Raw genomic sequence first — 19,003 nt, forward strand, 5'->3', positions numbered from 1 at the left:
ACAGCATCTGACTAAAAGAGATATACTGTAATGTTGCCGCCGGCGCTTCTCGGGAGAGGGAGCGCCACAGGTCTCTCCGGCACAGCAACCGCTAAAGCTCTGGTATTTCTTTTGATGCCCTCACGCCTCAGTTTTTTGAAAAATTGTTAAATCTGATACAGCACGCCGGGAAATTTTACTACACTATAAAGAAGAGAGTTTTACTGCGGTCTGAGTCCTAAAAGGAGAGGTTTACCCATGTCAGAGCTTACCTTAACGGTTCCCACTCTCAGCACTTTGGAAGAACTGGAACAGGCCATTGCTCGCTACAAATCTGCTGACCTCAGCGGTGCTGAACTCCTCCGTCAGTGGCAGGCTATCCGCGACGCCTCTGTCAATCAGGACTTGTTCAAGTCTCAAACTGACGCTGTTCCCGGACAAGACAGCTACTGAGGGCAGTGGGCATCATCGAATTCGCCTTAGGCATTGAGGGCGGGCATCGCGCCTGACCTGCGGATATATACCCTGCAGGACAGGCCGAAAAGCCTGTCCGGATGTCCCTGAGGTTCGCAAAAGGCGTAGGACAGGCGTCTCGCCTGTCCAGGACGACTCATTTAAGTGAGCCGCGCTAGATCAGCCGGTGCGGCGCACCGGCTTTCAGGAACTATTGGGGTTCAGAGGGTTTTTTGCCCTTGACTATCAAATTGGCAGTTCCCAAGGTGCCAAATACAAACACGCCCAGCGGAACCGTGAAGTCAAAGGCAGAAACAGCGCCAGTTTCCGCAGCGGCTTGCAGCGCTGAAAAGGTTAATTTTACGAACAGCTTGTGGGCGGCGGTTGTGGGATGGATGCCGTCCCAGAAGAAATATTCGTTCGGGTTATCGCAAATACTCCCCGGGCTAATGCAGGGCTGGGTGACATTCTTGAAACCAAATTTTTCAGGAGCCTTGAGGACTTGATTAAAGATAGCATTGGCGTCCAGATAGGTTATCTTGATACCGGGGCCGGCCTTCTGGCGCAAATTGCTGATAGCTGTGGCCAATCGGGAGTTGTGCTTGTGGGTAACACGAGTGAGGCTGGCGGAGCGCTCACTCGTGCGCGTCTCTGGAAGCTTTCCTAAATCCGGCAAGTTGACCACCGCAATATTTTTAGCGCCAAGCGCCTCCAGCGACTGCACCGCCCGCGTTAGATTGCTCACCGGCACAGCTGGATCTGTCCCGCCACCCAAATAATCATTAGCGCCGGCCCATATCAGATAGAGCGCGTCGGGATCGGCGGAGGAACGGGTTGCTTTAAACCGCTCGATCTGGGCGAGCAATCCGGGGATTTCGTTTTTGAAAGTGCCGGTTGTCGCGCCACCAATGGCGAAGTTGGTGTCTGGATTTGAGGTTAATTTCAGCTGAGAGGCGAGATAGTCCACCCAAACTGGGCCATTGGAAAAGCGCCCGGAAAAGTAGGGGGGATTTGGGGGTTTCTTCCCTTGGGTCGCTTCAAATACCTTGCCGACATCGGAAAGGCTGTCGCCAAAGACATAAATCTCATCAATCTTTTGTGCGGAAGCCCCGCTCGAAACTCCTACAGCTGTTGCCAGTGCGAGGGCAGCGCCGGCGGAAACCATCGATATTTTCTTTAACGACATAGCTACTAATTTATGATAGCACCCTGACTTTCTAGGGGGCAGCCAATGTTGTGCGAGATGACCGGTTTGTCTCAGTTTCTTTTTCAGACAAATTAGTTTTTCTCGTTGTTCCCGGTATAGCAGTATTCACTTAGATTAGGACACAAAGGACAGGCGTCCCGCCTGTCCTACGCCTTATATTCGCAGGACAGGCGTAGGCCAGGAGTTCCCTTTAACCTCAAGTCTAATGTCCGTTCCCTTAGTGGCTAGCGCTGTATCTGCCTCAAAGGAAGTAGGGTGTGCAGGAAGTAGGGTGTGGAGCGCGAGCGGTGGGGCACCCCACAAGAAAAGAGCGTTAAGCCGGCTTGACTTGGGCTCCCTGAATCAACCGAATAATTTCATCTTTCCGCACGAGTCCCACAATCTCGCCATTGTCGCGAATCACCGGCAGCTCAGTCACCTTTTGGGTTTCCAGCAGCGCCACCACTTCCAGCAGCGACTGCTGGGGTTTGACTGTGGTGGAGAGTTCCACCGGCTGCGCCAGCTCTCGAACCTCAGTGTGTGGCCAAAAATTTGTCGGGACGGTTTTCAAGTCATCGACGGCAATCGCACCCGAAAGTTGCCCAAAGTCATTCGTTACCAAAAACTTTGACCGGCTGGGTTTGCCAATGATATAATCGTTGGCGAAGTCACGCAGAGAGAGACGCTCTGACACAATTGGGCTGTCCGGCGTCACGGCATCGGCGGCGGTCAAACCGGCTAGCTTGTCCTGCAGCGTGGCGTACTGGGCGGAGCGACCGGCATTGCCCAGCAAGAACCAGCCGATTAACACATTCCAGAAGCGACCGAAGACCAGCCCGGAGATGATGGCTATCCAGGCCAAAATCTGGCCGGCACGACTGGCAAACACGACGCCTTTATAAGGATTGCCGGTGATTTTCCAGACGATAGCTTTGAGGATGTTGCCGCCGTCGAGGGGCAATCCAGGAATGAGATTGAACAGCGCCAGCGCCAAGTTGATGGAGGCGACGAGCGTCAGAATCGCCGCCGGCGCGCCAGAGATGCCGGTGGTGACGCCAAGAGCTGCAAAGATCCCGAACAGCGCAAAGCTGACCAGGGGGCCGGCGATGGCCACCCAGAACGCCTCGGCGGGCGTTTTTGACTCCTGCTCCAGGTGGGCCAGACCCCCAAACAGGAACAGGGTGATGGATTTTACATTAATTCCCTGCCGCAGAGCCACAAAGCTGTGTCCCAGTTCATGCGCCAACACAGAGGCAAACAGCAGCAGCGCTGCCAGCAGTCCCAGCAGCCAGGGCAGCGCTCCGCCCAGCCCCGGAAACGCCCGCGCTAATTGACTCCCGTAGCTAAACGTCACCAGCCCCAGGATAAAAAACCAGGACGGATGGACGTAAAGCGGAATGCCAAACAGATTGCCAACGCGAAAGCCATTCATTTGGGCCACCTCTTGTTTTACCTTTGGGAGGCTGTTTTCGCCTCTCCACTTGCTTTCATTGTAACGAAATGTAAAAAACCGTTCAGTTTGCCGGCTGCCGTGGTATCCGTCCGTTGCGGTTCGGTTATGCGATTGAACCGCAGATATAGCAGAGAAACTAGCTGAGAAACCCGGTTTCTGTAAGCAACTAAGCTGTTAGGCTTTTAACCTGCTTTTCCGTTGAAAGGAGGCAGAGCCTCCAGATTGCGTTCCCAGCCTGAGGCTGGGAACGAGAGAAATCCAAAATCCAAAATCCAAAATCCAAAATCCGTCTCACAGCAGCATTCCCGCAATACAAGCCGTCATAAAATTAGCCAGCGCCCCCGCCACCATTGCTCGCACACCCAGCCGCGCCAAATCGTGCTGGCGCTCCGGAACCATCCCGCCAATTCCGCCAATGGTAATGCCAATCGAGCCAATATTGGCAAACCCGCACAGTGCGTAAGTCGCGATGATTGCAGCCCGTTCCGAAATCGCCTGAGCGTCAATCAGCTTCTTTAAATCCAGATAAGCAATAAACTCATTCAATATCGTCTTCTTCCCCAACAAAACCGCCACCTGTCCGCAGTCAGCGAAAGGAACGCCCATCAGCCAAGCCACAGGTGCCATCAAAAAAGATAGCAGCCACTCCAAAGACAGCTGCGGCAAACCGACTTGCGCTCCCGCCCAGCCCAGCAGCGCATTCACAAATGCCAGCAATCCCAAAAAAGCAATCAGCATTGCGGCAACATTGAGCGCCAGCCTCATTCCTTCCGACGCCCCTGCAGCGGCGGCGTCGATGGCGTTGCTGTAGGCTGTCTTCATTTCAACATCCATCTTGCCGGCTGTCAGCGGCTCTTCCGTTTCTGGGTAAAGCAGCTTTGAAATCGCCATAGATGCCGGTGCCGACATCACCGAAGCCGCAATCAGGTGACTGGCGGGCACTCCAAAAGAAAGATAAGCCGCCATCACCCCACCGGCAATCGTGCCAAATCCCGCTGTCATTACCGAGTGCAGTTCCGATTGCGTCATCGTCGCCACATACGGCTTAATCAGCAGTGGCGATTCCGTCGGTCCCAAAAAAATATTGGAGGCGCAAGAAAGCGTCTCAGCGCCGGATGTTTTCATCGTCTTCAGCATCACCCACGCCACACCCCGCACCGCCTGCTGCAAAATGCCGTAGTGGTACATCACGGTGATGAACGCCGAGAAAAAGATAATCGTCGGCAGCACCTTGAAAGCAATAAAATGCTCGGCAAAATTGTCGCCAAAAACGAACTTAGCACCTGCGTCAGAAAAATCCAAAAAACCCGTCATCACGTCGCCCAGGAACTTAAACGCCCTAAAACCGGCATCAGTCCTGATAATCAGCAGCGCCAAAATCAGCTGCAAAGCAATCCCCCACAGCACCGGCGGCCACCGCACAGCCCGCCGGTTGGCAGAAAAGGCGTAGGACAGCCCCACAAAAACTGCCAGCCCCAGCAACGAAATCGCCCGTTCCATAAACCCCCAATACCAATCCTTGAGAAAAATCCGGTTGATTGGGATTGATTATATAGCGGTTCTCAGAGTAGTAAGGTACTGAGAAACCCTTATTCTTTAAGAAACCGGGTTTCTGGGCCATCGTCCATCAAACTGAGAACCGCTATAAGCTGAGGGGCTAAAAGTTGAAACTCTGGCTCGCGCTCGGGTTTGACCCGTCAGCCCCCAATCCCAACTCTAAAATTTAACATTCCTGTCAGCCAGACTGCCATTAAATTTAGCTACAATAAAAGGTCGGAGCAAAAACAGGACTCTCGGTGAAAGCAACCCTTGAGCGCACTGCCAGCTTCCGTGGCGGCAGCATCCCAGTTTTGTGCGCCCCGATCCCCCACCCATCCCAAACAGGGAGAAAGAGAACCGGGTTTTTCCCCTTCTCCCCGCTCCGGAGAGGGGTTGCAGGGGGGTGAGGGCTCAAGCTCTCTGGTTTCAATCCCGTTTCCGGGATTCTGCTGGCCAAAAATCTTCTCCTCTTACCCCCTGCTGAAATCATTGTCGCATTGATATGGGCTTCTTTGCACAGCTGGGCTCCTCCCGTCCCGCTCATCACTCGCAACAAACTCCGTCAACTCTTCCCGCACTGAACACAGAACTATGTCCCTACCCATTGTTGCTATTATCGGACGCCCCAACGTGGGCAAATCCACCCTGGCCAACCGGCTCGCCGGCGTCCGAGATGCCATCGTGCACGACGAACCGGGAGTCACCCGCGACCGCACCTACCGGCAAGCCTTCTGGGGCGACCGGGAATTCCTGGTGGTAGACACCGGCGGCTTACTCTTTAACGACGACACGGAATTTCTGCCCCTGATCCGCGAACAGGCAATGGCCGCCTTAGCGGAAGCCACCGCCGCCATCTTCGTCACCGACGGACAGACCGGGCCCGCGCCGGCGGATGAAGAAATCGCCAACTGGCTGCGGGCCCAACCCGTGCCGGTGCTGCTCGCCGTCAACAAGTGCGAATCCCCCGACCAGGGACTGACCCAAGCCGCCCAGTTTTGGGAGCTCGGACTGGGGGAACCCTATCCGATTTCCAGCATTCACGGCAGCGGCACCGGCGACTTGCTCGACGCCGTGGTTGCCTACCTGCCGCCGGCGGGCGAAATCCCCGAACCCGAGGAAATTAAAGTGGCCATTGTCGGGCGTCCCAACGTCGGCAAATCCAGCTTGCTCAACGCCTTTGTCGGGGAAAATCGCGCCATTGTCAGCCCGATTTCCGGCACCACCCGCGACGCTATCGATACTGTCGTCGAGCGCAGCGGCCAAACCTACCGGCTGATAGACACCGCCGGCATCCGCAAAAAGAAAAACGTCGAGTACGGGCCAGAATTTTTTGGCATTAACCGCGCCTTCAAAGCCATCCGCCGGTCAGATGTCGTCTTGCTGCTCATTGACGCCCTCGATGGCGTTACCGAACAGGACCAAAAACTAGCAGGTCGCATCGCCGAAGAAGGGCGCGCCTGCGTGATAGTCGTTAACAAGTGGGATGCCGTAGAAAAAGACTCTTATACCATCTACGACTACCAAGAGCACGTTAAAGACCGTCTCGGTTTTTTCGAGTGGGCGGAAATCATCTTTGTCAGCGCCAAAAACGGCCAGCGTGTGGAAAAGATTCTGGAATTAGTCAACACCGCAGCCGAACAGCACAAACGCCGCGTCACAACCGCCGTGATTAATGAAGTGATAGAAGAAGCCGTCAGGTGGCACAGTCCGCCAACCAACCGGCAGGGGCGTCAGGGCAAAATCTATTACGGCACCCAAGTCAGCTCCCAACCGCCGGCGATTGCCCTGTTTGTCAACGATCCCAACCGCATTAACGACAATTACCGCCGCTATATGGAAAGTCAATTCCGCAAGCAGCTGGGTTTCACCGGCACCCCAATTCGCTTGCTGTGGCGGGGGAAGAAAACCCGCGAAGTAGAGCGCTCAAATAATCGCGCCGCCCGCGTGTAAAATAGTGGGTTGGGGATTGGGGATTGAGCTAGGAGTCAACAAGCGTACAGGGTGAACCGCCATAGACGCGCAAGCGGCTTCCCGCAGGGTAGACGCCAAGAGCGCCAAGGAAGAGGGAGGTAGAGTCAGGGGCAGTTTCACTAGAAACCCTAGCCCCTAACCCCTAACCCCTAACCCCTGACCCCTAACACCTGAGATAAAATCGCAACATGGATTTACTGAAATCGCTGCCCCTGGGGCTGTACCTGGAACAGCCTGTAACCTGGCTGCATCACCTCGACCCGCGCGTGAAAATCGCATGGCTGATGACCTTTCTGATTGCCCCCATTCTCGCCAATCCACTGTGGCGCATCGGGCTGGCGGTGCTGCTGATTGCGCTGACTTTGAGTGCGATGATTCCGCTGCGGGTGTGGCAAAAGCAGATGGGGTGGCTGCTGCTGTTCTGTTTTTTTCTGTTTATTTTGAGTGCGATCGCTCCCGACGGACTCGCCGTTAACCACCAGCCCCGCCTCCCTGCGGATGAGCTAGCCTTTGCCCAGCAGCCGGACACCCCGCCGGCACCGCCGCAGGACAAACCCTGGCCGTTTGGGTGGGGACAGAAGGCAGCAAAGCAGGAAAACACAAAAGCACAGGGTTCTGAGATCGTAAATCTGCCGCAGCCTACCGACTACAATTACGTCCTGTTGCGTCTGGGGCGGTTAAAAATTACGCGCCGCTCCCTGGATATGGCTATGGGTTTGAGCACGCTTTATTTTACCCTAATTTACAGCAGCAACCTGTACCTGCTCACGACAGCCCCAGAAGAAATTACCTCAGGGATCGAGAGCTTGATGCAGCCGCTGCGCCGGCTAAACTGGCCGGTGACAGAAATTTCCCTGACGCTGACTCTATCGCTGCGGTTTATCCCCCTCGTCCTCGAAGAAGTGCAGAACTTAGTTCGCTCTGTGTGGACGCGGGCAATTAACTGGAAAAAACTGGGGCTCAAAGGTGCGACTCAGGTTTGGCTGATCGTTGCCGAAAGGCTGCTGGAAAACTTGCTGCTGCGGGCTGAGCAAATGGCCAGCGCCATGCAGGTGCGCGGCTTTACCACTCCCCAGCAGCATCGAGTCCAGTGGCACCAGTTGCGCCTGAAAACCGGCGACTGGCTGGCCCTAGCAAGTTTGGCCATTCTCTGGGGCACTCGCTTGGTTTGGGGCTGGCAAGCTTAATCGATTTTAGAGTTTAGAGTTTAGAGTTTAGATTTCTTTATGATTCATCTAAAATCGGGACATCCATGCATGCGTTGCATATTCCACCGGATGAAGAACCCCACCCCCGAACCCCCGATTGCCGGCTGCGGGGAGGGGGAGTTAGAGTTGGGGGTTTTGGTGACATCATCTTTCTGGTCTGCAACGCCTATCCAAAATCCTGCATTCTTATGAAACCCCTACAGCCCTGGTATTGGCAACCGCTGCCCTTGCTCTGTCGCACCGGCTCGCAAGTATTTGACGCCCTATTTCGCCGTCACAACGAGATTGCCACATTGCTAGAAAGTCCTAGCACAAATCAAGCCGGCTGTCAACCCGAGGCGAGATATTCCATCTGTGCCGGCGCTCCCCGGATTGTAGATGGGCGGCAGAGACTGTGGGCACCGCCGGTAGGAGAAATTCTGCCATTTCTGCGAAGCTTGCTGCAATGCCCTCGGGCGGGGGATTTTGGTGGCGCTCGCTCTGGGAAGAATTTCGCCGCCTCCCCCCCGGAAAACCTGCCCTTCACCGGCGGCTGGCTGGGCTGGCTGGGCTACGACCTGGCCTGGGAAATTGAGCAGCTGCCCCGCCTGAACGACGATCCCCTGCCCTTTCCCGTCGCCTACTGGTACGAACCGGCATCCTTTGCTGTCCTCGACCGGCAGGAGGGGGTGCTGTGGATCGCCGCTAGCGATCCCGCCGAACTCGACCAGTTGCAGCGCCGGTGGGAGGAGAGAGCAGACGAGCCTGCTGAAGGGACGGGATTGCGCCGGTTTGGAGCTCACTCAAGGGGGAGTGCGGAGGAAACCGGGGACTTCCGAGCGCCCCATTTCCAGATGTCCCAAGGGGATTACGAAAACGCCGTCTTGCAAGCCAAAAAATATATCCGTGCCGGCGATATCTTTCAAGCCAACCTGTCCCTGCGGTTTGAAGCGCGCACTGCAGCGGACAGCTGGTCTATTTATCGCGCCTTGCAGCAGATCAATCCATCGCCCTTTGCCAGCTACTGGCAGACGCCGTGGGGCGACCTGATTAGCTGCTCTCCGGAAAGATTGGTGCAGCTTGTCGGGCGTCAAGCCCAGACGCGACCGATCGCCGGCACGCGACGCCGGGGAACCACCCCAGCTCAAGACGAGGAACTGGCGCAAGAGCTGCTCAGCAACACCAAAGAAAGAGCCGAACACATCATGCTCGTTGACCTAGAGCGCAATGACTTGGGGCGAGTTTGCCAGTGGGGATCGGTTCGCGTCAGTGAATTGCTCGCCATTGAGCGCTACAGTCACGTCATGCACCTGGTCAGCAACGTCGAAGGCACCTTGCGCCCCGAAGTTGACGCCGCTGACCTGATCCGCGCCATGTTCCCCGGCGGCACCATTACCGGCTGCCCGAAAGTGCGCTGCATGGAAATTATTGAAGAGCTAGAGCCGGTGCGCCGCAGCTTATTTTATGGCTCTTGTGGCTATCTGGACTGGCGCGGCAATCTGGACTTAAATATCCTGATCCGCACTCTCCTGCACACAGCTGAGGAACCCCGACTGAGTTCCCAGCCTCAAACCGCTGGCGATTTTACCGTTACAGGTCAAGTCGGTGCCGGCATTGTCGCCGACAGCGACCCAGAGAAAGAATGGTATGAGTCCCTGCACAAAGCTGAGGCTCAACTGGCTGCCCTCAGGGTTGCCCAGATGGGTCCTTACATTTAATTTTCCTAGAGCGGGAGCTCCCGCTCGCTCCGCGCGCCCGAGAGCCCGCTTGTGCCGCAAGGGCAGCCTTTCCGCCGCCAAAGAGTGCGTTTCCGGGGGCAGCGCACCCTGCTGCGCGGGGTCAGCAGCAACGCCAAAGTTGCCGTAAAAATCATTTAAATTGCTAATATTTGCCATTCATAAAAAAGCTGTTAATTTCTTCTGTATTGCAATAGCATTATGTCTCGTTGCAGGGACGCGCCGGCAGATCGGGAGTGCACTCAGCAAGTTAAATGCGTATATTTCCGCCCACAAACCGGTATGGCCGCGCCTGGAGCGAGCGATCCCGCCCAGTGGCAATCCACCCAGTGCCAAAGTCTCTTAATATCTAAGCTGGAGCTATCCTAGAGGCGAATCGGACACTGCATGGACAACGAAACTTACCTGAATCATCCCACTTTTGGCCTGCTTTACCGGGTATGTTTGCTTGGGGAACACCAGGAATTGTTCACGACACTGTACGCCCAGCGCTTGTTTTTTCTCGTGACCACAGGACCTGCCGGCCTCAAATTTGAGCCAATTAGCCGCACCGACGCTCGCCTGATGGTGGAAAACCGCTTGCGCTTGCTCCGCCGCACCGGCCAATCTCAGGAGCACGAGCAACTGCAAGCCATTCACCACCGCACATTTCAATAGGGGCTTGCGGTTATGAGCCTATCGATTGCCGAACGGATTGCCTTGATTCGCTCCGGACTGCCGGCTGGGGTCCGGCTGATTGCCGTCACCAAGCAGGTGCCCTCCGACGCCATCCGAGAAGCCTACGCAGCGGGAATCCGGGATTTTGCCGAAAGCCGAGTCCAAGAAGCCGAGCCCAAAACAATCCAGCTGCAGGATTTGCCAGATATCGCCTGGCACTTCATTGGCCACCTCCAGGCGAACAAAGCCCAAAAAGCTTTGCAGCTGTTTGAGTGGATTCACTCGGTGGATAGCTTAAAATTAGCTCAGCGCTTAGATCGACTTGCCGAGCAGCTGCAGCGAAAGCCAAACGTTTGCCTGCAGGTCAAAATACTCCGCGATCCCAACAAATACGGCTGGACGGTTCCGGACTTGCTCGCCGACCTGTGCGCCCTCAATCAGTGCCGGCACCTGCAAATTCAAGGTTTGATGACAATCCCCCCCTTGGGGCTCGACGAGTCGGAAACCCTTGCTGTGTTTGAGGGGGCGCGCGAACTGGCTGAGAAAATCAGGGAGCAAAATTGGCCAAATATCCGGATGCGGGAGCTGTCAATGGGAATGTCGGCAGACTACTCTGTGGCAGTCAAAGCCGGCGCAACCGCAGTGCGGCTGGGGACAGTCCTGTTTGGGGAGCGGCAGCTATCCTCTCCCCCTTGACACCAACCTAGCCGTTTGCGATATAGAATAAGCAAGTTGAACTGGGAAGCCTGGAGCGCAACAGAAGTTTACAGCACTCGCAGCGAGCGTCACCCAGAGCGGCCCAGAAACAGCTTTCAAGGTGCCACTGTCACCCTCAAAAGCGCAACTCAGCCCACAAATTCCTATTAAGGATATATAAAAATGTGGAAGCTTATCAATAACATCGGATTCAAAAGCTTAAACTGGGTGCTGTTCAGGTTCTGTGAGTTAAATCCCGGAGCTGTCCTGCAAGCTGTTCCGTTGACTGAAAGCTGTCTGCCAGACTTAACCCTAGTTGTAGTGGAGCGTTAACCGTGAACACGATTTTTTCCAAGCTCAGAGATTTTGTAGGTCTAAATCAGCCCGTGGATTACGATTACGATTACGACGAGATGGAAGCGGACCGGTATCAAGCTGCCTACCCCGAGCAAACTGCCCCGCCCCCGCCCGCAGAAGATCGCTCGAATCGCAATCGGTTGCGGACTCAAGGACTGCCCGGCTCGGGCAGCGGTATGATGGCGTCGGGATCGGGAATGGGGTCAACCATGAATAATGTGATCGGTATGCCGGGAGCGGCGAATGGCATTTCTGAAGTGGTGGTGATGGAGCCCCGCTCTTTTGAGGAAATGCCTCAGGCGATTCAAGCGCTACGCCAGCGCAAATCTGTGGTTCTCAATCTGACGCTGATGGACCCAGACCAGGCCCAGCGGGCTGTGGACTTTATCGCCGGCGGCACCTACGCCCTCGATGGCCACCAAGAGCGGATCGGTGAAAGCATTTTCCTGTTCACACCTAGCTGTGTTCAGGTCAGCACTCAATCTGGGGTGGTTCACGATGTCCTCCAGCCTCACTTGCGCCCGTCTCGCCCACCTGTGCCGGCACCGGGCGTCAACTGGTCGCCAGAACAAACTCGCATGGCTCAGTAAACTGGGGGTCAGCTTTCAGCAGTTAGCAGCAAGCACTTAATCGCTGATTGCTGACTGCTGGCAACTGATAAAAAACAAATGACTGTAAAGCTTGGCATTATTGGGGGCGGGGTCATGGGAGAAGCTCTCCTGTCCCGCCTTGTCGCTCAACAGATTTACCGGCACGAGGAAGTGCTCGTCAGCGAGCCGCAACCTCACCGGCGCAGCGTTCTGGCGCAGCAATACGGCGTTGCTGTCACCGCAGACAATCGAGCCGCCGCTTGCGCTACAGAAGTGCTGCTCTTGGCCATTAAACCGCAGGTGTTTGAGGCTGTGGCGGCTGATATCTCGGGTACGGTTGCCGGTCTGACCGGCATCGAACCGCCAGTGCTGGTTTCGATTTTAGCCGGCACCCCCCTGAGCAAGCTGCAGCCAGCTTTTCCCGGATGGCCAGTCATTCGGGCCATGCCCAACACGCCGGCGACCGTCGGTGCCGGCATCACCGCCATCGCACCCGGCACCGGCGTCACCCCCGCCCACCTGGAGCAGGCTGGCCGCATTCTTCAGTCTGTGGGCGAGGTCGTCGAAGTCCCGGAATCCCTCATCGATGCAGTCACCGGCCTGTCTGGCTCTGGCCCCGGTTATGTGGCCATTGTCATCGAAGCCTTGACAGATGGCGGCGTTTGTGCTGGGCTGCCGAGAGCGATCGCCGCCAAACTCGCCCTGCAAACCGTCCTAGGCACAGCCGAGCTGCTGCGCGACTCGGGAATGCACCCTGCGGAGCTCAAAGACAAAGTGACGAGTCCGGGGGGGACGACGATAGCCGGGATCGCTCAGCTGGAGCGTGCCGGTTTGCGCTCGGCGCTGATTGAGGCGGTGCGAGCGGCTAGCCAGCGCTCCAAGGAACTGGGGAGCTAGCCGGTGCTCTGTGAACCTGTCAGAGAAGGCGTAGGACAGGCGTCTCGCCTGTCCCAAAATTGGCTGCTTCTATAATGCCGGTGGCGGACAGTCCCCCTCGCAACCAGATATCTAGGGGGGACAATCGCACCCTTTATCGAAGCTGGTTAAACTCTTCCTCAGTAATCCCCAGCTGCTTGAGAATTTCATAGAAAAGCCAACTGCCGATTTCAGTATTGCTATGAATAGGAATGGTGGTGGCGCGTCCATCAGGGTGCAGCCAACGGGCGTGGCTTCCCTTCTGTCTCACTTTCTCAAACCCCAGTTTCCCAGCAACCCGTTGCAAGTCACTTGCTTTAGCTGGCATTGGCAACCACCAGTTCAACGTCTTGAGGTAGCTGACCCCCTTGCTCTTGACACTCTTGTTGAATCATCTCGAAGACATACGCGAGTTCGCTACGCGCTTCTTCTGGGGTTTGGCCCCAAGCGTGACAGCCGGCAATCGCAGGGATGTATGCGACAAAGGTGCCGTTGTCGTCAGGACGAATAACAATCGTGTAGTCTGTCATAGACTTCATAGGAATAGTCCCCAAACAAAGGGTGACATTTCCAGTTTAAACCAAGTTGCTACTGATCGTGGCTCTCAGTTGGATGAAGTAGGCTTCAGGAAGGCTTAAGAAACCCGGTTTCTTTAAGAAACCGGGTTTCTCAGTACCTCACTAATATGAGAGAGGCTATATATAGCAATAGACAGCTCAGTAATGGACAAGGCACCTCACTTGCTAGTAGGTACAGGGACAGGCGTAGCTGCTAGCGCAGCCGCTAACGCTAAAGCGTAGCGGCGCGTCAGCGCGACGCCTGTCCTACGTCCGCGCCCTAAGTGGCTAGTGCTATACCAATTCCTGTCCCTACTGCGAGGCGCTTGTTTCCGCCTCCTGCTGCTGCGACAATTTTTCTCCAATTCTGGGTTCCGCACCGGCAAGCAATCTCTCAATATTGCTGCGGTGGCGCACAATGACATACAGCCCGCCGGCAAGGGCAAACAAGCAGTAAGCCAAAGGCTGACCGGCAACTATCATCAGTACCGGACAGGCTATCGCCCCCGACATTGAACTGAGCGACACAATCCGCGAAATGGCTATAACGATCGCAAAAACGCCGAGAGTTGCCAACCCCACCGGCCAATATAATGCTAGCAAAATCCCCAGACTCGTCGCCACAGATTTGCCGCCGGTGAAGCCTAACCAGATAGATTTACTGTGACCGAGCACCGCTGCTAAACCGGCACCCGTTACCATCCAAGGCAGCCAGCTGTCAAGTACGGGCGGTGCAGCCAGCATATCCACCGCCTCTCGGGTGTAAGCCCAGCGAACCAGCACAATTGCCGCTACGCCTTTCAAAACGTCCAGCAACAACACGGCGATCGCCGGTCCTTTTCCCAGGGTTCGCAGCACGTTCGTCGCGCCGGTGGAGCCAGAGCCCACCTCCCGAATGTCAATGCCTTTGAGCAGTTTTGCGGCTGTGTAGCCGGTGGGAAGGGAGCCGAGCAGATAAGCTGCTAATAAGATGGCTATATTTAAACTTAACCAGAGAGCCATTGTTTTTGTTGGGTGTTGGGTGTTAGGAATGGGTGCCGGGATTTGGGGATTTGGGGATTGGGAAAAAGCGATTATTCTGTTAGTGGTGAGCGCCATATAGCGGCTCTCAGTTATATGAAGTAGGTTGCAGGAACCCGTTTTCTTTAAGAAATCGGCTTTGTCAGTACCTCACTAATATGAGAGACGCTATATAAAGGAGGCAGTCGCGACGATCTGCGCACTTTACTACCCCCAATGAAAATTGTCAAGGGGTCGGGGCGATCGCGGGGGCATCGCCCCTACAAGACTATTTTCAAGTTAGAGCCTCCTGCTCGGCATTCCCAGGCTCCGCCTGGGAACGAGATGGCAAGCAAGATCGCCAGATCAAATGAAAATTGTCTTGGAGGCGGGGCGAGCTTTTGGGCTAAAGCCCAACTACAAACCAGGGAATGGCGGCTCGTTGCTAGATTTCCCGAACAGCCATAGTCTGGGGGTCGGGTGCGAAAGCGAGCCACAGGGGAAATTGCAGCAGGGAGAGATTGATTTGGTCTTCGGTTTCGTCAATGACAATCAGGGGCATTAAACCGTCTTTGAGCAGCCGGTCGGCTTTTTGCACGAGGGGTTCGGCGGCTTCAAATAGGACTGCTCCCCGCTCTGGGCCAAAATCGGTGCGGGTGATGCCGAGGCAGTCTTGCAACCCGCGCCGCCACTCTCCGAGACGTTCTGGGGTGGCGGCGAGGACGAGGGTGCGCAGGCGATTGCCATAGATGCTGCGCAGCACGGAGATGGCGGCGGAGGAGATGAGGATATTTTGCAACCGGCTGCCCATCGTGCGCAAGGCTCCCCGCCCGCCTTGGGTGAAAAACCAGTTGGAGACTCGCTCGGCGTGAATGGGCTCGAAGGTGCGGCGCAGCTGCCAGGGGGGACCGTAGTAGTCGGGCATGTTGCGGTACTGATCGAGGAGCCGGCGAATTTGTTTGGTTTGCTCTTGGAAGCTCTGTTCGGCAAATCTGGGTGCGCTGGGCTTTTGCTCGGCTTTGGGTTCTTTTGCCGTCGCAGCTGTTTGCTTTTGCGGTGGCTGCGCCGGCGGGGCTAGTTCTAGCTGTTCTGTGGCGCTGACCAAATCTTGCAAGCTTCCGACTAGGTAGTCTTTAAAGCCTTGAACGCGAATGGCTAGGTCTTGGGATACGCCGGCGAATGTGGTTCGCATTTCTTGGCGGATGCGCTCCTGACGCCGTTCGAGTTGCTCTACGGATATCTGTAGCGCCTGCTTGCGCTGCTCCAGTTCGCTCAACCCTTCTTGCACCAGACGCCCCAGTGCGGCTTGGGTTTCTGCCTGAAGTTGCAGCAACTGGGCGCGTGAGGCTTGCAGTTGGGCTATCTGTTCTTTCAATTCCGCTTCTTGGCACAGCAAGGAGACGACTCGCTGCGCCAGCGCCGCGGCGTCACGCTCTGTTGCGTCCGCCGGCGGCTGCACCGGCACGGCTGGCTTTTCTGGCGGTGCCGGTGGGGCTGGCGGTGCGGAAAGCCCCACCGGCGCGCTTTGCTGTTCTGGGGGTGCCGGTGGGGTTGGCGGTGCGGAAAGCTCCACCGGCGCGCTTTGCTGTTCTGGGGGTGCCGGTGGGGTTGGCGGTGCGGAAAGCTCCACCGGCACGCTTTGCTTTTCTGGGGGTGCCGGTGGGGTTGGCGGTGGCGGTGCTGGCTCTGGGGGTGCCGGCTTGGCCACTGACTCAGCGGCTTGCTGTTGCTGTTCTGGGGTTTGGGTTTCGTCGGAACTCATAGAAGATAAAAGCAATTGAAGGGTTGGCGGGAGAGGGAGGGGGTGAGGGGGGGGAGTGAGGGAGTGAGAAACGGGAGCATTATTCCGTTTTTGCCAATACCGGGGCAATTTAAATCGGGCTGCTCAGACATGAAGCTATGCCTGCGGGGGCGCTGTTTGTGGGATGCCCCAATTGAAAGCCGGTGCTGTACAGGGCGTGGGATGAAGAACCCCACCCGCCGGGGGGTGGGGCTCTCCGGATAACTGCAAAGAGTTTGAATCCTCGCCCTCGTGTTGGGCGCTGCGCAGCTGACTCTCCCACTTTCCCGCCGGCGCGTGTTCCCGGCGTGCGGTACGGATTGCTAAGTGCGGGAACAGCGCAACTCCAGGCAGGTGCGCAGCATTTTGGGGTCAAACAAAATCGGCAGGAAGTGGATGCTCTTTACTTCTCGGAAGTAGAAGAGTATGGGGACTGGGGGCCAAAAGATCCGCCAATTTTGCCACTCCTGGTAGGGAAAGCGCCGGAGCAACTTGTCATTTCGGCAGACTTCCAAGGCGGTTTCGGTGAATTTCAAACGAATGGTGGCAGTCTGGAACAGGAGAAATAGCCCCAGTAGAGCGATGGCGATTGCTGCCAGGGGTTGCACCGGCAGCAGGGGAATGGCTAGCACCGCTAACACGACCGGCAGCGTATAGCTGGGAGCCAGTTCAACGGTTTGTGCCGATAGGGGAGAGGACGCGGTAGCAGTCACAGGCGTTAATCCGGCTTTATGTAAAGTAACCTTTCTCTGCTTTTCATTGTAGAGGGTTAGATCCTCACAAGCCCCGGATGACGGCGCTGCCGGTTCCCTGGAACATCAGCCAGGAGAGAACAAAGTTGAACATGAAGATGGCCAGCAGGGAGGTGACAACTGCGGTGGTGGTGGACTGTCCGACGCCTTTGGCTCCCCCTGTTGTGGTCAAACCCCAGCTGCAGCCAATGACGGCGATTAAGCCACCGAAGCAGACGGCTTTGATGACGGCGCTGCACAGATCCCAAACATTGAGGAAGCTGCGGGCGGAATCGATGAAGACTCGTGGGGGGATGCCGTATATGGTGGTTGCGATCAGCATTCCCCCAGCCATGCCGGTGAGCAGGGACAGCACTGTCAAAACCGGCAGCATGACGCAGCAGGCGAGCGTCCGGGGTATCACCAGGTAATCCACCGGATCGGTTTTGAGGATGTAGAGGGCGTCAATCTGCTCGGTTACTTTCATGGTGCCGATTTCTGCGGCGAAGGCGGAACCGACGCGACCGGCAATGATCACGGCTGTCAGCACTGGGCCCAGTTCGCGGGTGAGGGAGAGGGCCAGCACGCCGCCCACCGCCCTCGCTGCGCCAAAGTTGAGAAATTCTCGCGCCACTTGGATGGTGAACACCAAACCGACAAAGGTGGCGGTGAGGAGGGCGATCAGCAGGGACTCCGGACCGACGGCTGCCATTTGCTCGAGGGTGTTGCGCCGGTGAATCTTGCCGGCAATCAGGTGCACGATGACTTGGCCTGCGAGAAAAATAGCGGCCAGCAAACGCTGCAACCACAATCCCAGGCTGGATCTAGAATTGGTTTCACTCAAGGGGGGATTATCGCACAACTACAACTTAATTGTGGCAGAGCCTCCCAGTGTTTGTTCTTTTGGCTATTCCAGAAACGCCACAGTCCCAGTTGAGAGCTTCACCGATGGAGTTCCCTTGCTCGGTTGATGGAGCTCAGAGCTCGACCGATGGAGTTCCCTTGCTCGGTTGATGGAGCTCAGAGCTCGGTTGATGGAACTCTGATCTCGGTTGATGGGCACCCTTGCTCGGGTGATGGAGCTCAGAGCTCGGGTGATCGAGTTCCGAGCTCGGGTGATGGAGCTCAGAGCTCGACCGATGGAGCTCAGAGCTCGGGTGATGGGCACCCTTGCTCGGTTGATGGGCACCCTTGCTCGGTTGATGGAGCTCAGAGCTCGGTTGATGGGCACCCTTGCTCGGTTGATGGGCACCCTTGCTCCAGCGGTGGTGGGGCTGGCTCATTCTGTGTTCTGGTTTGTGACTCTTTTTTCAGCTGCAACCCACACTACTGCCATATATGGGTTTCATGCGGGTATTGACAAAACTCTCGCAGCTCACCAGCTAGCAATTATTTTCTGAATGTAACATAATTTTACAAAAAATGCTTGACAGCAAAATGGCTGCCCAATAGAATTGTCGTAACAAGAGGCAATGCTTCTCATATATCTGGCGCAAAACTTAATCTCGTACAGAAGAGGGCCAATCTAATGACCGCTCCTTTGACCGGGGCAGACTTATTGCTCTGTTGCGATCGCTAGACGCGCCCAGAGAAAAGCTTGCAGCAATTTTTGGGCACAGGTGCTAGGGCATAGGGGATGGGAAAAGTTATACTGGTTCGCTAACATCGAACTTTCGATTTAGAGAAAAACACTATGGCGGAGGTGAGCGCAGACCTCGAACAGGACATCTGAATTTGGAAGAATAAGGTTTACCGGAGCCATCCCTTGCTCAGTAAGGACGACGAGCTGATCGCGCAATACCGGCGCTGGGTTCGCCAGTTCTACAAAGGAGGAGCTAAGGATAGCTCGACCTAGCATGCGGCACAGGGGAACGAAAACGTGAGTGAGGCAACTGCTCTCTCGCAAGCCAACTCGTAGAAACAGAAAACCTAAAAAGGCTGTCTCTTGGAATACCCTGGCTTATAGCCGTGGGGAGAATGTCAATTACTAAGAATAGAAAATGATATGAAGTTAAAATCCCAGCTAAAGGCTCCCATCTGTTGGATTGCCTTGATGCTCGTAATGTCTGGTGCAAAATGCGGTGCGGATGTAGAAGTAGGAGTTGACAATAAAACTCTAGATGTTTTAAAACAAGGTATTGAGGAGTTAAGGCGACAGCCGGATCGCGGGGAGGAAACGATGCTTGCCACAGTTAAATAGTTGGAAGAGTCAAGCAA

The 19,003-nt window shown here is 55.8% G+C and carries 19 protein-coding genes; 10 read left to right on the top strand and 9 right to left on the bottom strand.

Annotation, left to right across the window (positions count from 1 at the left end; translation table 11 throughout):
- Positions 1 to 237 precede the first annotated feature (237 nt).
- The gene (locus tag OSC10802_RS0121825; RefSeq protein ID WP_017718892.1) at positions 238 to 432 is read left to right on the top strand and encodes a hypothetical protein; all 195 of its coding nucleotides are present in this window, start codon (positions 238 to 240) and stop codon (positions 430 to 432) included.
- A gap of 211 nt (positions 433 to 643) precedes the next feature.
- Here the strand turns inward: OSC10802_RS0121825 and OSC10802_RS41190 are convergent, their stop codons facing one another.
- The 3 genes from OSC10802_RS41190 to OSC10802_RS0121840 form a co-directional block, all read right to left on the bottom strand.
- Entirely contained in the window at positions 644 to 1,618 is a 975-nt protein-coding gene (locus OSC10802_RS41190) for an SGNH/GDSL hydrolase family protein (protein ID WP_155968189.1), read from the bottom strand.
- A 334-nt stretch (positions 1,619 to 1,952) separates the two neighbouring features.
- Positions 1,953 to 3,050, bottom strand: a complete 1,098-nt coding sequence (locus tag OSC10802_RS0121835) for a site-2 protease family protein (protein ID WP_017718894.1) — start codon at positions 3,048 to 3,050, stop codon at positions 1,953 to 1,955.
- Positions 3,051 to 3,362: 312 nt separating this feature from the next.
- Complete coding sequence (locus OSC10802_RS0121840; RefSeq protein WP_017718895.1) at positions 3,363 to 4,571, bottom strand: NupC/NupG family nucleoside CNT transporter; 1,209 nt, start codon at positions 4,569 to 4,571, stop codon at positions 3,363 to 3,365.
- Positions 4,572 to 5,201: 630 nt separating this feature from the next.
- Between OSC10802_RS0121840 and der the strand changes: the two genes are divergently transcribed.
- From der to proC, 7 genes are all read left to right on the top strand, one after another.
- The gene (gene der, locus OSC10802_RS0121850; RefSeq protein ID WP_017718897.1) at positions 5,202 to 6,560 is read left to right on the top strand and encodes a ribosome biogenesis GTPase Der; all 1,359 of its coding nucleotides are present in this window, start codon (positions 5,202 to 5,204) and stop codon (positions 6,558 to 6,560) included.
- 209 nt (positions 6,561 to 6,769) lie between these two features.
- Positions 6,770 to 7,768 carry an energy-coupling factor transporter transmembrane component T family protein gene (locus tag OSC10802_RS0121855; RefSeq protein WP_017718898.1) on the top strand — a complete coding sequence of 333 codons (999 nt, stop codon included), beginning with the start codon at positions 6,770 to 6,772 and terminating at the stop codon, positions 7,766 to 7,768.
- 209 nt (positions 7,769 to 7,977) lie between these two features.
- Entirely contained in the window at positions 7,978 to 9,486 is a 1,509-nt protein-coding gene (locus OSC10802_RS0121860; protein ID WP_044171326.1) for an anthranilate synthase component I, read from the top strand.
- 405 nt (positions 9,487 to 9,891) lie between these two features.
- Positions 9,892 to 10,161 carry a transcriptional coactivator PipX gene (gene pipX / locus OSC10802_RS0121870; RefSeq protein ID WP_017718901.1) on the top strand — a complete coding sequence of 90 codons (270 nt, stop codon included), beginning with the start codon at positions 9,892 to 9,894 and terminating at the stop codon, positions 10,159 to 10,161.
- 12 nt (positions 10,162 to 10,173) lie between these two features.
- Entirely contained in the window at positions 10,174 to 10,857 is a 684-nt protein-coding gene (locus OSC10802_RS0121875) for a YggS family pyridoxal phosphate-dependent enzyme (protein WP_017718902.1), read from the top strand.
- Positions 10,858 to 11,192: 335 nt separating this feature from the next.
- Positions 11,193 to 11,804 carry a cell division protein SepF gene (locus OSC10802_RS0121885; protein ID WP_017718905.1) on the top strand — a complete coding sequence of 204 codons (612 nt, stop codon included), beginning with the start codon at positions 11,193 to 11,195 and terminating at the stop codon, positions 11,802 to 11,804.
- A gap of 78 nt (positions 11,805 to 11,882) precedes the next feature.
- Entirely contained in the window at positions 11,883 to 12,701 is an 819-nt protein-coding gene (proC, locus tag OSC10802_RS0121890) for a pyrroline-5-carboxylate reductase (protein ID WP_017718906.1), read from the top strand.
- 133 nt (positions 12,702 to 12,834) lie between these two features.
- On the opposite strand, the gene OSC10802_RS0121895 is transcribed toward proC, so the two are convergent.
- From OSC10802_RS0121895 to OSC10802_RS0121920, 6 genes are all read right to left on the bottom strand, one after another.
- The gene (locus OSC10802_RS0121895) at positions 12,835 to 13,047 is read right to left on the bottom strand and encodes a type II toxin-antitoxin system HicA family toxin (protein WP_017718907.1); all 213 of its coding nucleotides are present in this window, start codon (positions 13,045 to 13,047) and stop codon (positions 12,835 to 12,837) included.
- Entirely contained in the window at positions 13,037 to 13,258 is a 222-nt protein-coding gene (locus OSC10802_RS0121900) for a type II toxin-antitoxin system HicB family antitoxin (protein WP_017718908.1), read from the bottom strand. The genes OSC10802_RS0121895 and OSC10802_RS0121900 overlap by 11 nt, the downstream gene beginning before the upstream one ends.
- 330 nt (positions 13,259 to 13,588) lie before the next feature.
- Positions 13,589 to 14,278: a glycerol-3-phosphate 1-O-acyltransferase PlsY gene (plsY, locus tag OSC10802_RS0121905; protein ID WP_017718909.1), complete on the bottom strand. Its 690-nt coding sequence runs from the start codon at positions 14,276 to 14,278 to the stop codon at positions 13,589 to 13,591.
- Between the two features lie 442 nt (positions 14,279 to 14,720).
- A complete protein-coding gene (locus OSC10802_RS0121910; RefSeq protein ID WP_026098700.1) occupies positions 14,721 to 16,037 on the bottom strand; it encodes a DUF3086 domain-containing protein in 1,317 nt (438 codons plus the stop codon).
- Between the two features lie 341 nt (positions 16,038 to 16,378).
- Positions 16,379 to 16,768, bottom strand: coding sequence for a DUF3119 family protein (locus tag OSC10802_RS0121915; protein WP_017718912.1), 390 nt, complete (start codon positions 16,766 to 16,768; stop codon positions 16,379 to 16,381).
- A 64-nt stretch (positions 16,769 to 16,832) separates the two neighbouring features.
- Positions 16,833 to 17,630: an MlaE family lipid ABC transporter permease subunit gene (locus tag OSC10802_RS0121920; protein WP_017718913.1), complete on the bottom strand. Its 798-nt coding sequence runs from the start codon at positions 17,628 to 17,630 to the stop codon at positions 16,833 to 16,835.
- Between the two features lie 888 nt (positions 17,631 to 18,518).
- Here OSC10802_RS0121920 and OSC10802_RS56625 point away from each other — a divergent pair.
- Together OSC10802_RS56625 and OSC10802_RS0121930 are read left to right on the top strand one after the other, a co-directional pair.
- Positions 18,519 to 18,641, top strand: coding sequence for a hypothetical protein (locus OSC10802_RS56625; protein WP_369797128.1), 123 nt, complete (start codon positions 18,519 to 18,521; stop codon positions 18,639 to 18,641).
- Between the two features lie 150 nt (positions 18,642 to 18,791).
- The gene (locus tag OSC10802_RS0121930) at positions 18,792 to 18,986 is read left to right on the top strand and encodes a hypothetical protein (protein WP_017718915.1); all 195 of its coding nucleotides are present in this window, start codon (positions 18,792 to 18,794) and stop codon (positions 18,984 to 18,986) included.
- Positions 18,987 to 19,003 lie beyond the last annotated feature (17 nt).

The organism is Kamptonema formosum PCC 10802 (assembly GCF_000332335.1).
In the GTDB taxonomy this organism is placed as follows: Bacteria; Cyanobacteriota; Cyanobacteriia; order Cyanobacteriales; family Oscillatoriaceae; genus Oscillatoria.